The organism is Trichococcus sp. TS_SC_9 (genome assembly GCF_056156325.1).
In genome coordinates this window covers 1573291-1588094 of the sequence record NZ_CM149591.1, presented here as the reverse complement: position 1 = coordinate 1588094, position 14804 = coordinate 1573291, and the positions used below count along the sequence as shown (strand labels likewise).

The following is a 14804-nucleotide window of genomic DNA, read 5'->3' as shown; positions in this document are numbered from 1 at the left end:
CCTCATAAAAAAAAGGCGAGAATGCATAATTTGAATGCATTCTCGCCTTTTTACAGTTGTCAAGTCGCTTAAGTTAATGACATTGCCAGTTTTGGTGGTCCCGCATTTTTTTGTCCCTTCAAAAAACGTTCTGCTCAGTTCAGTGCATTCACTCGGGGATGCGTTCGATCTTCATCAGATTGGTCGTGCCGCTTTCTTTTATCGGCGTCCCAGCTGTGATGACAATGGCGTCTCCAGGTTGAGCAAATCCCTTTTCCTTCGCCAATGCGGTTACCTTGCTAAGCATATCATCAACATTTTCAGGCTCTTCGATCACGAAAGACTGAACTCCCCAGACCAGCGTCAGCCCTCTCTGAACCCTTTCACTGTAGGTTGCCGCCAAAATGTTCGATTTCGGTCGGTATTTGGAAATCATGCGGGCCGTGTGCCCGGAACTGGTTGCCGCTACAATCGTTTTGATGCCCAGATTCATGACCGTGCGTGCAGCAGCCTGGCTGATTGCTTCGGTAACGGATGCCTTATCGAACAAGGCCAATGTGGACAGGTTACCGCCATTTGCCTCCAAAGCTTCTTCCGTCCTTTCCGCAATCCGCGCCATCATCGCTACGGTTTCTACTGGGTACTGGCCGACAGCCGATTCGCCCGAAAGCATGACTGCATCTGTTCCATCAAATATAGCATTCGCGACGTCGCTCGCTTCTGCCCTTGTCGGCCGTGGGTTCCATTGCATGGAGTCCAACATCTGCGTGGCGGTGATGACTTGTTTGCCGGCCAAATTGCATTTCCGGATCAGATCTTTTTGGACGATCGGCACATCGGCACCGTTTATTTCCACACCCAAATCGCCGCGCGCCACCATCAAGCCGCTGCACACTTTGAGTATTTCTTCGGCGTTCTGGACGCCTTCCTGGTTTTCGATTTTGGCGATTATTTGCGTGTGCGTCGCGTCCATTTCTTCAAGGATTTCGATAATCTCCAGGATATCACTGGCCCTGCGGACAAAGCTAGCGGCAATGAAGTCCACTCCCTGCTGGACACCGAAGCGGATATCCGCAGCATCCTTTTCCGTCAGACCCGGCATACTGAACTTGGCTTCAGGCACATTAATGCCTTTTGAATTCTTCAGGATGCCGTCCACTTGGACTATGGCTATGATTTCTTTGGATTCATAATTGATATCCGTAACTTCCAGAACCAATAATCCGTCATCGATTAAAATATGCATGCCGATCGTCACATCATTGATCAGCTCCGGATAGGTGACAGAGAATTTTTCTTTTGTTCCTAGTACGGGTTCCATACTGATGATTACCGACTCCCCGGAAACCAACGTAACTGCGTCATCAGTCATTTTATTTGTCCGGATTTTTTGTCCTTGGATATCCATCATGATGCCTATGTTTTTGTTCGCCAAGCGTGCCGCTTCCCTGACATTATTCAGACTGACCATATGCGTATCATGTGCGCCGTGCGAAAAATTCAGCCGCGCCACATTCATGCCGCTGTTCATCATCCTTACCAGCACATCGACGGAATCGCTGGCTGGTCCGATTGTGCAGACTATCTTCGTTTTTTTCACTATTAGCCCCTCATTTCTGATTTGACCATCCTCATAAACTGACATTTACCTGTCTTCATTATAGAACAAATGCTCTGGTTTAGAAATTATGACGCTGTCAAAAGACAAAAACGTGATGCTTTTCGGCGCCACGTTCTTGAAAAATTCAAATATTCGGTTCGATTTGGATAGCATCGCTTGATTTTAAGGTTTTTGATTTCAGCGTCAACAAGAATACAGTCGACAGGATCAAAGCAATACCGAGCAGATCCGTCCAATGAAGACTGGTCCCGAGCCAAAAAACGGAAAGGAACGTTGCAGAAAGCGGTTCGGCCGATGACAACAGGCTTCCGACTGTTGCGCCGATGCGATGCACGCCTTCCAGATAGAGACTGAAGGAAATGACCGTCCCAAACAGAATGATGACCAGCAATGCAGCAAATGCTGCAAAATCCCAGGTTCCGACGATCCGCCAAGGCTGGTACAAGACCGAAAGCAGAACGCCCCCGATCAGCATCCCCCATCCCAAGGCGAGCAGCGTCCCGTAGGTTTTGATCAGTCGGGCAGGCTGCAGATTGTAGATGACGACGGACACAGCCGACAAGAGCCCGTACAGCAATGCTTCCTGCGATATGGCCAGACTGTCAAACCGCCCATGTGTGGCCAACAGGAAAATACCGGCGACGGCAAAAATGATGGCTGTTAATTCAGCTGACCGCGGTAATTTTCTGTTCTTGACAGAAAGGTAAATCATAATCAGGACCGGAGCCAAAAATTGCAGGACTGTAGCCGTTCCCGCATTCGAATGGCTGATGGTCGCAAAATACGTGTATTGGCAAAAGGACAGGCCCAAAGCCGCGAACAGGAACAAATCCCTGTAGTCCCGCTTCTCTTTCCAGACCCGAAAGATGGCGCTCTTTTCTTTTTTGTAGCACAGCACCAACAATATGAGGCCGGCCATCAGCATCCTGACAGCAACCAGCCAGCCGGAGGTCAACCCGCGCTGCTGCAGCAAAAACTGCCCGCTGGTTCCCGAAATCCCCCACAGCAGAGCCCCTACGACGGTGAACAGCACGCCGGATTTATATTGAGACATTTCATCCCTCCATTACTTTAATTATTTCAAATAACATCATTATATGTGATGGTCGGACAAATAGAAAGCTGATATTTTTGCTTTGTCCGAAAGGCGATTTTGTGGGATACTGATATACGTGAAGAAAAACGGAGGTCGACAAACTTGATACGCATTAAAGAAGCTATTTTACACATTTTGGACATCAACACGAATGAACCGATTTTTTCCTATGCCGGATTGGATATATCAGAACGCATGATGATCGAATACATCGAAGCGATGGTCGCAAAGGTCGAAGATTCCGACAGCATGAAGGACGGGATTTTGGAAGAGGACAATCCGATGACTGCCCTGTTCAAGAATTGCCAAAGTGATTTCGTCGAAGGCACGAAAGCCTTGTCGGAAAAATTCTTCAACGTAACCAAATTGAATCCCGAAATCCCGCCCGCTGATCTGCTAATCGCGCATTTTGAATTGGACGAAGTGCCTTGCCTTGGGGTGTTCAAATTGAATTACTCAGACAGCTATACGCACTTTGTTTCGTATGAAGGGGACGTTTTGACCAACCAAATCATCCTGAACCGTGCCATTCTGCCTTCGCAACGGCAAGCAATCCAGGAAGGCCTTGTGGTGAACCTGGAGCAGATGGTATACCATGTCATCGAGAAAAAACACATGATCGCGGAACTGGGCGAAAAGGTGAACTACTTCACGGAAATGTTCCTCGAGGACACGCCAAAGCCGAGCCTGAAGGAGAACATCTCGATCATCAAAAAGGCGGTCCAAAAAACAAGCAAAGCCTTCAACGATGAAGAATTCCAGGTATTGGCAGAAACGAAGGAAGCCATCGTCACGAGCATGCAGGAAGACAACCTCATCGATAACGAAAAAATAGCTGAGGCCTTGTTCGGCGATAATTTCGCCAAAAAACAGAAATATTTCGAACAGGTCGAAGAATTGGGCTATGTCGATCGCTCCCCAGCGGAAGCGGCAATCGCCGGACCGAAATATTCCAAACAAAAATTTCGGCTCGATAACGGTATCGAAATCAGCATCCCGCTGGAGCTTTACAAAGATCCGGATGTCGTGGAATTCATCAACAATCCCGACGGCACAACATCCGTCATCATCAAAAATATTGAAAAAATCAAAAATCTGTTCTAAACACCAAAGAACCGATGGCCTCGCATTGAGCGCCATCGGTTCTTTGCTTATTTCGCTTTTCTGGAGATGTTCAGGATGGACAGGCCGTAGAGCAACAGCGCGGTGCCGATTAGGATGAGGATGCTGGTGAATGGCGTCACTGTGGTTTCCCCGAAGCGGATGGTATGCCCCATCATCAGATTAAAGGCATCCAAACCTTCAGCCGGAACCCCTTCGAACGAGATTTCCAAAGGATCCTCCATCATCACTTGCCTCATCAAGGAAGCCGAATAGGTCATCGGGAACAGTTTGATGATCGTCTGCACACTGTCCGAGAACTGTCCGATCGGCACATAGACACCGGCAAGGAATCCGATGATTGTGCCTAGGATCGTGCTGGCGGTCGCGAAAGCGTTTTGGCTTTGGAAGAAGGAAGTCAGGAAATAGACCATTGCACTGCTTGTCAACACGGTGAGCAGGATCAAGCCGATCATCTTCAGCATGGCAAGCGGATCCAGCAATTCCCCACCGTTCAGGAAGATGTAGGCTTCGGCCAATACGAACGTAACGATACTCATGATGAACCCAACAACCACCGAACTCAGGATGTATCCTGCCGCCAATCTGCTCGAACGGATCGGCGAGACCGTAAAGTCCTTCAATATTTTATTGGCCCGGTCATCGATCATGACTGCGAATGCCCCCATCGTTGTCGTCACTCCGGAAACCGAGATGACACCGGACATGATCCAGCTGTCCATGACATACTGCGCGCCTACTGTATCCCCCAGAGAGCTCGTTAAATTTTTACCCAAGAAAAAGACATAGAGTCCGATGATGATCAGCACTGCCAACAAGGAGAAGAAGACATTCGCCTTATCCCTGAAAAATATTTTGATGTTGCGGCCAATGATCGGTATCATTCCTGCACCTGCTTTCCTGTGATCGCAATAAAGGCATCGTCCATGGAACCCGCCACCACCTCAAAGTATGTCAGGTATGGTTTGCATTGCTCCAGAATGGGTAGTGCATCCATTGTTTTACCTAATTTCACACGGAAGAGATCTTGCTGCAGCTCATACTGTGCCTGTTGAGCATCCAAAATGCGGCTCACTTCGGAAACTGTTTGGGTCCGCATCTTCAATACGTCAGAGCTGTACTTTTCCCTTAGCGCATCAGGGGTTCCTTCCGCGATGATTTCTCCTTCATCAATGATCATGACATAATCAGCGTTGGCTGCCTCCTCCATGTAATGCGTCGTCAGAAAAATCGTCATCCCATGTTCAGCTTGGAGTTGCCGGATTGTATCCCAAACATTCTTGCGGGTTTGGGGATCCAAGCCGGTTGTCGGCTCATCCAAAAAGAGGATCTTTGGCGTGTTGATCAACGCCCGCGCGATATCGGCTCGCCGCTTCTGCCCCCCGGACAACTTTCCATAGGGCCTGTCCAAAAATTCGGTTACCCCGGCAGCCTGAGTCGCTCTGAGGAATGCCGGCTCCCAATCAGCTTTGGACAATCCGTAAAAACTCCCTCTCACCTCAAGATTTTCCTTGACGGTCAGCAGTTTGTCCAACAAGTTCGTTTGGAAGACGACGCCTATATTGGAACGGATCGCAAAATCATCCTTTCCTAAAGTGAAACCATTTATCATGACTTCTCCACTGTCCGCCTGCAGCAGCGTGCAGATGATATCGATTGTTGTTGACTTTCCCGCTCCGTTCGGCCCCAAAAATGCAAAAAGCTGGCCGGTATTCACATGGAAATCGATGTTATTGACCGCCTGCACATCCCCGAAACGCTTTGATAAGCCTTTGACTTCTATGATTTTTTCCAACTGAAAACACCCTCTCTGATAGCGAAGCATTGCTATTCCAGAATATGTAATAACTTCTTCATGTTCAGTGTATCAGAATGGCGTGTGTGTACAAAATAATTGTGTGCCGGAGTTTGGCATTCGTTTTTTTATTATGTGTGCTCCGGCGAACGGAGGCTTCGCCGGAGGTCGGCCAACATTCTGATTCCCTCCTCCGATGAGGGAAGCTTGGCAAGAGGTGGGGATGAACGTTACCGGCGTACTCCGGCGGGCGGATCCTCGCCGGAGCTGATGATCACTCCAGCTGCCAACATATTTATAGCGGACAACAAAAAAGCAGAGACCATCTCTTTTCGAGACAGCCCCTGCTTACATTTGTTATGCTCTCAGCAAACGCGTTCTGATTCGCAGACACCACTGCCGTTTCGCAACCTGCTGTCGTCCACAAAAACGATGAACGGCAGCAGGTTCCTCCAACGTATGGGTGTCTAAACGCGAATCATCTCGCTCTATCTGCTCTTAACCAACAGATTGATTGCTTGTTGGACGCTTTCTTCTTTCGAAATGTTGTCTTTTTCCTGGTCGTTCACGCAGGCGACCAGATTTTCCGCAACGATGATCCCCATTGCGCGGTCGATGCTGGATCGGACTGCGGATAATTGCGTTACGACGTCGGAACAGTTCTTTCCGTCTTCCATCATGGCAAGGATGCCACGCATTTGTCCTTCCGCACGCTTAATGCGGTTGATTATATTTTTGTTGTATTGGTTCACACAACTTCACCCCTCCAGGCCGAAATGCCTCCCATTACGTTCGTTACTTTGTAGCCCTTTGAAGCAAGATATTGGCAAGCTGCAGTTGAGCGAGCACCGCTCAGGCACATAACATAGTAATTTTCATCCTTATCCAGTTGATCCACAGTGTCTTCTAAACCGCTCAAAGGCATAGAGATGGCACCGTCAACGTGTGCATGTGCAAATTCATCATCTTCACGTACGTCCACTAGTTTGACAGGAGTTTTTTTCCATAATTGTTCGAATTCCGGCATTGTAATTGATTGATACATATTATTTTACCACCTTTTCTGGTCTGACGGTTGCATATAAGCTGAATGCACCATCTAAATTTTTGACTGTAAATCCATTTTGTTTCAATACACGTTCTGCTATATAGCTACGCAAGCCGCTTTGGCAGCTGACGATGATCGGTGTTTCCTTCGATAATTCTCCGATACGTGCGCGTAAATCATCGACTGGGATGTTGATGGCGCCCTTCAAGGCTCCTAGTCTTGCGATTTCGCCCTCACCGCGGACGTCCAACAGTTGATAGCCAGCTTCCTGCATCTTTTCCAATTCATACCATTGGATGGATTCAGAAACGCCTTCGATGATGTTCATGGCTGCGTAGCCCACCATATTGACTGGATCTTTGGCTGAACCGAACGGCGGCGCGTAAGTGAATTCCAATTCCGGCAAATCATGAACCGTCAAATTGCCTTTGATTGCTGTAGCGATGATGTCGATCCGTTTGTCTACGCCATCCGCCCCGATAGCTTGCGCTCCGTAAATTTCACCGGTTTTCGGATGGAAAACCAATTTCAGGACGATCGCTGACGCATTCGGATAGTAGCCGGCATGGTTCTTTCCTTGGATATGCACGACTGCATACTCTTTTCCTGACAGCTGCAATTGGCGCTCGTTCAAACCTGTTGAACCGCCGGCCAGACCGAATACACGGACGATCGCGGTACCGATGCTGCCTTTATTTTTTCTGTTCAAGCCGCTGATGACATCGGCTACCTGGCGTCCTTGACGGTTCGCTGGCGAAGCCAAAGCGATCATCGTATCTTCACCAGTGATTTGTTGTTTCACGATGATTGCGTCACCTACTGCGTAGATGTCTTTTTTGCTTGTCTCATAGTTTTCATCGACCAGAATACCGCCGCGCATGCCTGTTTCGATACCCGCAGCGATCGCTAGGCTGTTCTCAGGTTGGACGCCGACTGACATGATTGTCAAGTCGCTTTCGAGTTCCACGCCGTTTTCCAAGATGATTGTTTTGCCTTCATTTTGGAAAGCTGTAGCCGCAACGCCTGTATACAGCGTCACGCCGTTCGCTTTCAATTCATCCGCCAAGTAGGCAGCCATTTCTTCATCAAATGGAGGCAAGACATGCGGTGCTTTTTCGACAATCGTTACAGCCAAACCGCGGTGCGCTAAGCTCTCAGCCATTTCAAGACCGATGAATCCTGCTCCGATGACGACCGCTTTTTTCGGTTTGTGCTCAAGGATGAAGCCTGTGACAGCATCCACATCCGGTACATTGCGCATTGTGAAGATATTTTTGGCTTCGGAAAGGCCTTCAGCCGGCGGTACGAATGGTTTCGCACCTGGGGATAAAATGACTTTATCGTAAGCCAGTTGGTATTCGCCCTCTTTAGAACGGACTGTCACTTCTTTTTTATCCGGATCGATTGCGATCGCTTCGCTGAAAGGACGGACATCCAAGTCAAAACGTGCGCGCAATTGCTCAGGGGTTTGGACCAAGAGATCACTGCGTTCTTGGATATCGCCTGAAACATAGTAAGGCAAGCCACAGTTCGCAAAGGAAACGAAAGGTCCTTTTTCCAATACGATGATTTCTGCATCTTCATTCAATCTTCTCAAACGTGTTGCAGCGGACATACCGCCTGCCACTCCACCGATAATAACAATTTTCATCATAGTTTTCCTCCTCTTGTCGGTCCTGACCATGCGGACATGCCGCCTTTTACATTGACTACATCGTAGCCTTTGGATTTTAAGATGGTCGCTGCCCGTTTGCTGCGTCCGCCTGATTGGCAGATCACATAAACCTTACCCTTGGGGGTATATGTCTCCGCTTTTCGCAACGGAACATTTTTTGCGCCAGGAATATGTCCTGCGATGAATTCGTTCGGTTCACGGACATCGATTATTTGTGGTTTTTCGGTTAATTTGGCTTCCAATTCCTTAGTGGATACGGAAGGCATACTGTTGAATAAATTAAATAGCATACTTGGCTCCTTTTTCGTAAGTAGTATCAATCGCTTATGGACTTATAATACCCCATAGGGTATATTTTGTAAACCATTTTTATTCAAAAATTTTTAAAATGTTCAAAAATCTTGATACATAGCCATTCTTCTGATGCTTTAGAAAATAAACGCACAAACATCCCTCCCGAATTATACGCTTCTTTCCCGCATGATAAAGATAAAAAAGACCGCAAAATTTGCGTAGGAACGCAACTCTGCAGTCTTTCTTCTTATTGATTGCTTTTATTCTCTGCACGTAGGCGTCCGATAAAGCTTTTTATGTGTTCGAAGGCTTCTTTCAGCTCTTCGATTGAATAAGCGTAGGAAATACGGATGAATCCCTCTCCGCTCTCTCCGAAGGCTGTGCCTGGCACAACGGCCACTTTCTCCTCCTGAACCAACCGGGTGGCGAATTCTTCCGAAGTCAAGCCGAATTCGGTTATGTTCGGGAAGATATAAAAGGCGCCATAAGGTACAAAACAAGGCAATTCCAAATCTTTTAGGACTTTCATTAGATAACGGCGACGTTGATTGTAACTTTCACGCATCTCGGCTACATTGTCATCACAATTCCGCAACGCAACAATGCCGGCGTACTGACTTGTCGTCGGTGCGGCCATGATGGCGAATTGATGGATTTTGATCATCTGTTCCATAATGATCGGCGGAGCAGTTGCGTAGCCCAGACGCCAACCGGTCATCGCGTATCCTTTCGAGAAGCCATTGATGTACACGGTCCGTTCCTTCATTCCCGGCAAAGCGGCAATGCTGAAGTGATTTCCATTGTAGGAAAGTTCACTATAGATCTCATCAGTGATGACGAATAGATCGTTTGCGATGATGACTTCAGCGATCGCTTCCAGGTCCTCTTTGGACATAACGGCCCCAGTCGGATTGTTGGGATAAGAAAGAATCAGTACTTTTGTTTTGGGAGTGATCGCTGCTTCCAGCTCTTCTTTCGTCAAACGGAATTGGTTCTTCTCCTGCAACGGGATAGCTACGGGAACCCCGTCAGCCAATACGATGCATGGAAGATAGGAAACATAGCATGGCTCCGCGTAGACGACCTCATCGCCCGGATCCAGCATGGCCCGCAGCGCCAAATCAATGGCTTCACTTCCGCCCACCGTAACGACAGTTTCATCCTCGGGGGAATAGTGCAGATTGTAGCGACGTTCCAAATATAAGCAGATTTCCTGGCGCAGTTCGGCCAAACCGGCATTAGCAGTGTAGAACGTACGTCCTTTTTGGAGGGTATACATGCCTTCGTCACGCACAATCCAAGGGGTGTCAAAGTCGGGCTCACCTACCCCCAACGAAATCACTCCGGGTATCTCATTCGCAATATCAAAAAATCTCCGGATGCCGGAAGGTTTGATTTCGCGCACCTTAGCATTTATCGGATTTCTCATGGAGTCAGCACCATCCGTTTGTCGTCACCCTCATCCACGAACAACGTGCCGTGGTCTTTATAACGTTTCAATACGAAATGAGTAGTGGTTGATTGTACTTCGTCGATCACAGAAAGGCGTTTCGCAACAAACAAAGCAATTTCCTTCATCGGAGCTTTCTTCAGTTGCACCATGAAATCAAAACCGCCGGACATCAGGAAAACAGTTTCCACTTCCGGGAATTGGTATACTTTTTCCGCGATACGGTCGAATCCGGACCCTCTTTGCGGATTTACGCGCAGCTCGATGATGGCAGAAACTTCGTCATCGCCGGTCTTGTCCCAATTGATCAAGGTATGGTAGCCGCAGATGATTTTGTCCGCTTCCAGTTCTTTCACCGCAATCGCCACTGCTTCTGTGGCCACGCCTAACATCACCGCAACTTCTTCATCAGTCAGTTTGTTGTTCTTTTCGATAATCTTCAGGATTTTTTCCTTCAATTCGTTTTTCATCGTTTTGCCTCCTCTGGCTATACGCATTCGGGCCATTCTCAGGCTCTAATATTCATTTATTTTATAAATGAAATTTCTTTCATTTTATCACCACTAACAGGCACTTGCAAATATGTTTTCGGGAAGGACGGCTGGCAAGATGGCGCATCAACACTGGATAAACCACAAAAAAACTCCACAGGATCGCGGAGCGCGGACTTGTGAAGTTTTTTCTTATCGATTAATAACGCGTATCCAGGAATCCGCAGAATGCATCTACTGGAGAAACGCCAGTGAATTCGGAACGGCCTACCATTTTGTTGACAAGGGCTTGCAAAGTGAAGTCCTTGCTATCGTATGTATTGATGTACGTTTGTACTTGCGGCACGTCAGCCAAGTGGTTCGGTGCCTGTACAGAAATAAAGATTGTTGGAATTTCATGGACATAGAAAGGAATGTCCGGTGTCCCTTTTGAAGCTGGCCATTGGATGCGTTGATCCGTATTCGGTTGTACCGAAGCTACGTTGATGATCAGGTCGTAGGCTGCGATCAATTCTTTGATCGGACGTTTTTGAGCGTATACGTTCGCAACGGCAGCGCCTCTTTCTTCTTCCGGCAATTTGTTGATCCGCTCTTCCGTGGATTCCCAGATGGAGACTTCAAAGCCTTCAGCTTCCAAAATACCTTTCAATGTATCGACAGGACGAACCGCTTCGCCGCCGATCATTGCGCCGAAGCCGCCTTTGTGGCCTTCAACGTTGACCAATAGGACACGTTTTGTCTTTTCTGGTGAAATCGGGAAGATATTTTGGTTGTTTTTGACCAAAGTGATTGCCTTGTCGGCAACCTCAACTGCGATTGCTTTGTTTTCCGGCAAGCCGATTTTAGCCATCGCTTCTTCTTTGGATGGCAAGATTTCTGTTTTCGCTTTTTTGTGCAGGCCTAAAGCAGCTTTTGTACCCAAGATACGCATCAGAGCTTCTTCCAAACGCTCATCCGTGATGACGCCGTTGTTGTAGCCATCCAACATCCATTGGAAATCTTCGTCCGGATCGTTGAAGAACAAGAACAAGTCAGAACCTGCAGCGATAGCTGTCGGCAGCATATCTTGACGTTTCATAGCAGAAGTCATCGCAACCATGTGGCTAGCGTCTGTTACTACTAAACCATTGAAGCCCATCTTGTCGCGCAACAGATCAGTCAGGATGTATTTGTTCAAAGTAGCCGGCATAATCTGTTCCTGAACGGTAGCAGCCGGGTTGAAGTGTTTCACGTATTCAGGCAAGGAGATGTGTCCTGCCATGATGGACGGCAAGCCAGCATCGAACAAAGTGCCGTACACTTTACCGAAAGTAGCGTCCCATTCTTCTGTCGAATATGGGTTTACACTGAAAGATAAATGTTGGTCGCGCTCATCGATTCCGTCCCCAGGGAAATGTTTTGCCGCTGGCGCGATGCCGCTTTCCTGGATTCCCTTCATGTATGCCAACGATAATGCAATAGTCTTATCCACATCGCCGCTCCATGTACGGGTTGCGATGATTGGGTTACGCCAGTTGCGGTTGATGTCCACGATAGGGGCGAAACTCCAGTTGCAGCCGATAGCAGCAGCTTCCACACCGGAAACGCGGCCCATTTCGTATGCGTACTTCGTATCGTTTGTAGCAGCAATTTTCACTTCAACGCCTACATAGGTGCCGTCTTTACAAGCGCCGTTACCGCCCGCTTCCGTGTTGGCAGCGATTAACAAAGGAATTTTGCTGTTTTCCTGCAGAATTTTATTTTGCTCATATACTTCTTCCGCCAAGCCTGGATTGTAACGGACTCCGCCGATGTGATAGTTATTCAGTACGCCAGTCAAATATTCCTCCGTGCGTTCTGAACCCATATTGATGAACAGTTGACCGATTTTTTCTTCGATCGTCATGTCTGCGATTGTATCTTTGACCCACTTGATTCCCTCGGCATCTAGTTTATAAGGTTTGCTTGTTAAGTCGACTCTCATGATTTGACCCCTCTCAAAATAGTTCTGGAACAGATCGATGCTGCAGCGGGTTGGCGTCAGCACCGTCTTTCCTACAAGAACAAGTATAGGCATTTTATCTAAAAAAATGAAGGCACTTTCACCCTGTTTTCAAAAGGTTCGGATTCTGTTCAAAATTGAACCATTGGACAAAAACAGTTGATGCCAAGAACTTCCCTGCATCAAAAACCGCTCTGTGAAGCCATTTCAATCGATAGGTAAATACTTTGGAAAATCCCTACGAACAAAAAGAAAGCCTGATCTGTTTGTCATTTTTTTGTCACAGTATCCCATTAACCAGAAAAAGGAGCTCTCCATACGGAAGGCTCCACTTTCTCTTTTATTCTCAAAAAATCATTCAACAAGTTCGCCGACTATAGGCAGACCTTCAAGGACCTTTAGGCCGTGAGGCGACTGGTTGGTGATTTCTTCCGTCAGTTCATTGCCTGCAGTTAACCCCAATTTATGTTCTCCATCTTTCCATGCTTCCACATTAGTGACGTTGTAGACTACGCCATCGACAGCAACATACGCTGGCTGGCCATCCTTGCCGTTGTATTGGCTGAGTTCTTCGAGCGTGAAGGTCCTCATTTCCACAGCGGAACTGCTGACCGATACGGCTTCGGAGCTCGTTGTTGCACTATCTTCGACAGTGGCAGGCGCACACGCGACCAATAACAAGCCGACTATGCTTGCTTGCAGCATCATGCTCAATTTTATTTTCGACATCTTTGGTTCCCCCTTAATCATAAACCAAATGTTTCATAATGGATGCGGTCTTTGGAAACTCCTTTTTTAAGCAAAACCGCTTCGACTGCATTCATGAATGGCGGCGGACCGCACAACAGGTATTCTGCAGCCTCAAAGCGGATTTCTTGATCCTGGAGAATCTTCTCGATTTTCCCTTCATCGAGAAAGCCGCTCTCATTAGCAAAGAAAGGCACCAAACGGAAATCAGGGAGGGTGTCCTTCAATGCTTGCAACTTATCGGTAAAACCATATTCATCCTGATTTTTCAGGCTCCAGATCAATACTGTCCGGTTCGGAAATTGCAGGCGTGCGCTGTTTTCCAATATCCCCAGCATCGGTGTGATCCCAATGCCTCCCGCAAACATGACCATACTCACCGCTTTATCGTGCATGCCTTCCTGAACATGCCACATACCGCCATGAGGGCCTTCAAGCGACGCTTTGACTCCCGGCTGCAGCGTTTGGAACCGGTGAGTGTAATCGCCGGAATCCTTGATGGCCAATGCGACTTCATCCCGATCCTGAGGGGCACTGATCAGCGAGAACGGATGCTCTTCCGATGAATACTGTGCGTTATAGAGGCGCAGAAAGACAAACTGTCCGGCTTGGTACGGGAATAGTTCGCCATTGTCAGGCTTCAAATGTACTTCCAGGACATTGCCCTTTTCCGGTTTTGTGGCGGTGACGGTGAACAAGTTTTTCTTGAGTCTTGCGGGTTTGAGGAATTTGTGGTTGACGTACAGGCCAAACGCCAAAACGAAATAGCCTCCGAGAATGGCGGCGGCAAGGTAGTCGCCCTGCACGATCACGGTCATGGTCAAGACATGGATAGCCAAAAAAGTGGCGGCGACTATGTTGAAATTATGGACGAATTTCATTTTCTCGTAGTTGGCGATGGGATATTTTTTAAGGGTTGTTTTGGCGGTTTTAACGATTTTTTTTCGTCCGAACCAGTTCGTCATGATGAGGGCAGAAAAGACGGCGATGGTCAAAAAGAAGATGATTGCCAAGTCCCCGAAGATGGTAGAAAAGCGGTATACCCAGCCCCAGAGAAGCGTCACCCATAATTTATGCGTGACTCCGATCGACAAGGCGACGACGGCCATGATGGCATGGAATCGATTCAGCTTGTCCAGGCTGAAGTATTGTTCAATGAACCTCGGACGGGATGCAATGATGACTCCCGTCAAAAGCCAAGTATAGGACACAATCCCCAGAAATGGCGGGCCTGCGGAAAGGAAGCTCCTGTTCCTGAGTGCGACTGCGGCGATAAGTACAGGGAGAAGGATATAACCGGCAACAATCAGCATGCGCATCAGTTTTCTGTTCATTGGCGAGCCCTCTTTTCTTCTGCTGGTTTCGGATGACAGTTGCAAGCAACATTTTCCTTTGGGTAGGCAATGCATCTCTTGTGTCCATTTTATAACGTAATGTAAGCGGACACAAACCAGAAGCCTCGACCGGCAAAATGCAAAAGAAGCAGGAAGACACTATTGCGGTCA

The 14804-nt window shown here is 47.8% G+C and carries 13 protein-coding genes and 1 pseudogene; 1 reads left to right on the top strand and 13 read right to left on the bottom strand.

What is annotated here, in order from left to right:
• Window positions 1-157: 157 nt before the first annotated feature.
• Window positions 158-1579: pseudogene (pyk, locus tag AC0J5I_RS07680) on the bottom strand (pyruvate kinase); the annotation flags it as partial.
• Window positions 1580-1724: 145 nt separating this feature from the next.
• Window positions 1725-2654 (bottom strand): DMT family transporter, encoded by a 930-nt coding sequence (locus AC0J5I_RS07675; protein ID WP_475299346.1) that lies wholly within the window; start codon window positions 2652-2654, stop codon window positions 1725-1727.
• Between the two features lie 144 nt (window positions 2655-2798).
• Between AC0J5I_RS07675 and AC0J5I_RS07670 the strand changes: the two genes are divergently transcribed.
• Entirely contained in the window at window positions 2799-3800 is a 1002-nt protein-coding gene (locus AC0J5I_RS07670) for a nucleoid-associated protein (RefSeq protein ID WP_475299345.1), read from the top strand.
• A gap of 47 nt (window positions 3801-3847) precedes the next feature.
• On the opposite strand, the gene AC0J5I_RS07665 is transcribed toward AC0J5I_RS07670, so the two are convergent.
• The 11 genes from AC0J5I_RS07665 to AC0J5I_RS07615 form a co-directional block, all read right to left on the bottom strand.
• Window positions 3848-4702 carry an ABC transporter permease gene (locus tag AC0J5I_RS07665; RefSeq protein WP_475299344.1) on the bottom strand — a complete coding sequence of 285 codons (855 nt, stop codon included), beginning with the start codon at window positions 4700-4702 and terminating at the stop codon, window positions 3848-3850.
• A complete protein-coding gene (locus tag AC0J5I_RS07660) occupies window positions 4699-5613 on the bottom strand; it encodes an ABC transporter ATP-binding protein (protein ID WP_475299343.1) in 915 nt (304 codons plus the stop codon). Before AC0J5I_RS07660 ends, AC0J5I_RS07665 begins: the two co-directional genes overlap by 4 nt.
• A 488-nt stretch (window positions 5614-6101) precedes the next feature.
• Window positions 6102-6365 (bottom strand): metal-sensitive transcriptional regulator, encoded by a 264-nt coding sequence (locus AC0J5I_RS07655; RefSeq protein ID WP_084253961.1) that lies wholly within the window; start codon window positions 6363-6365, stop codon window positions 6102-6104.
• Entirely contained in the window at window positions 6362-6658 is a 297-nt protein-coding gene (locus AC0J5I_RS07650) for a rhodanese-like domain-containing protein (protein WP_107994869.1), read from the bottom strand. The genes AC0J5I_RS07655 and AC0J5I_RS07650 overlap by 4 nt, the downstream gene beginning before the upstream one ends.
• 1 nt (window position 6659) lies before the next feature.
• Window positions 6660-8312, bottom strand: coding sequence for an FAD-dependent oxidoreductase (locus tag AC0J5I_RS07645; protein ID WP_475305612.1), 1653 nt, complete (start codon window positions 8310-8312; stop codon window positions 6660-6662).
• Window positions 8312-8626: a rhodanese-like domain-containing protein gene (locus AC0J5I_RS07640; protein WP_086626845.1), complete on the bottom strand. Its 315-nt coding sequence runs from the start codon at window positions 8624-8626 to the stop codon at window positions 8312-8314. The genes AC0J5I_RS07645 and AC0J5I_RS07640 overlap by 1 nt, the downstream gene beginning before the upstream one ends.
• 251 nt (window positions 8627-8877) lie before the next feature.
• Window positions 8878-10059 (bottom strand): aminotransferase class I/II-fold pyridoxal phosphate-dependent enzyme, encoded by a 1182-nt coding sequence (locus AC0J5I_RS07635; protein ID WP_107994868.1) that lies wholly within the window; start codon window positions 10057-10059, stop codon window positions 8878-8880.
• Window positions 10056-10550 carry an Lrp/AsnC family transcriptional regulator gene (locus AC0J5I_RS07630; RefSeq protein ID WP_107994867.1) on the bottom strand — a complete coding sequence of 165 codons (495 nt, stop codon included), beginning with the start codon at window positions 10548-10550 and terminating at the stop codon, window positions 10056-10058. The genes AC0J5I_RS07635 and AC0J5I_RS07630 overlap by 4 nt, the downstream gene beginning before the upstream one ends.
• A gap of 220 nt (window positions 10551-10770) precedes the next feature.
• Window positions 10771-12534 carry a glycoside hydrolase family 3 protein gene (locus AC0J5I_RS07625; RefSeq protein WP_475299342.1) on the bottom strand — a complete coding sequence of 588 codons (1764 nt, stop codon included), beginning with the start codon at window positions 12532-12534 and terminating at the stop codon, window positions 10771-10773.
• Between the two features lie 372 nt (window positions 12535-12906).
• Window positions 12907-13149 carry a cytochrome b5 domain-containing protein gene (locus AC0J5I_RS07620; RefSeq protein WP_475305607.1) on the bottom strand — a complete coding sequence of 81 codons (243 nt, stop codon included), beginning with the start codon at window positions 13147-13149 and terminating at the stop codon, window positions 12907-12909.
• A 149-nt stretch (window positions 13150-13298) separates the two neighbouring features.
• Window positions 13299-14633, bottom strand: coding sequence for a ferredoxin reductase family protein (locus AC0J5I_RS07615; RefSeq protein WP_475299341.1), 1335 nt, complete (start codon window positions 14631-14633; stop codon window positions 13299-13301).
• Between the last annotated feature and the right edge of the window lie 171 nt (window positions 14634-14804).

Coding starts and splice junctions, on each gene's coding strand:
- AC0J5I_RS07645 (WP_475305612.1), bottom strand. CDS start 8,312: ATGAAAATTGTTATTATCGGTGGAGTGGCAGGCGGTATGTCCGCTGCA.
- AC0J5I_RS07615 (WP_475299341.1), bottom strand. CDS start 14,633: ATGAACAGAAAACTGATGCGCATGCTGATTGTTGCCGGTTATATCCTT.
- AC0J5I_RS07650 (WP_107994869.1), bottom strand. CDS start 6,658: ATGTATCAATCAATTACAATGCCGGAATTCGAACAATTATGGAAAAAA.
- AC0J5I_RS07665 (WP_475299344.1), bottom strand. CDS start 4,702: ATGATACCGATCATTGGCCGCAACATCAAAATATTTTTCAGGGATAAG.
- AC0J5I_RS07675 (WP_475299346.1), bottom strand. CDS start 2,654: ATGTCTCAATATAAATCCGGCGTGCTGTTCACCGTCGTAGGGGCTCTG.
- AC0J5I_RS07635 (WP_107994868.1), bottom strand. CDS start 10,059: ATGAGAAATCCGATAAATGCTAAGGTGCGCGAAATCAAACCTTCCGGC.
- AC0J5I_RS07625 (WP_475299342.1), bottom strand. CDS start 12,534: ATGAGAGTCGACTTAACAAGCAAACCTTATAAACTAGATGCCGAGGGA.
- AC0J5I_RS07640 (WP_086626845.1), bottom strand. CDS start 8,626: ATGCTATTTAATTTATTCAACAGTATGCCTTCCGTATCCACTAAGGAA.
- AC0J5I_RS07630 (WP_107994867.1), bottom strand. CDS start 10,550: ATGAAAAACGAATTGAAGGAAAAAATCCTGAAGATTATCGAAAAGAAC.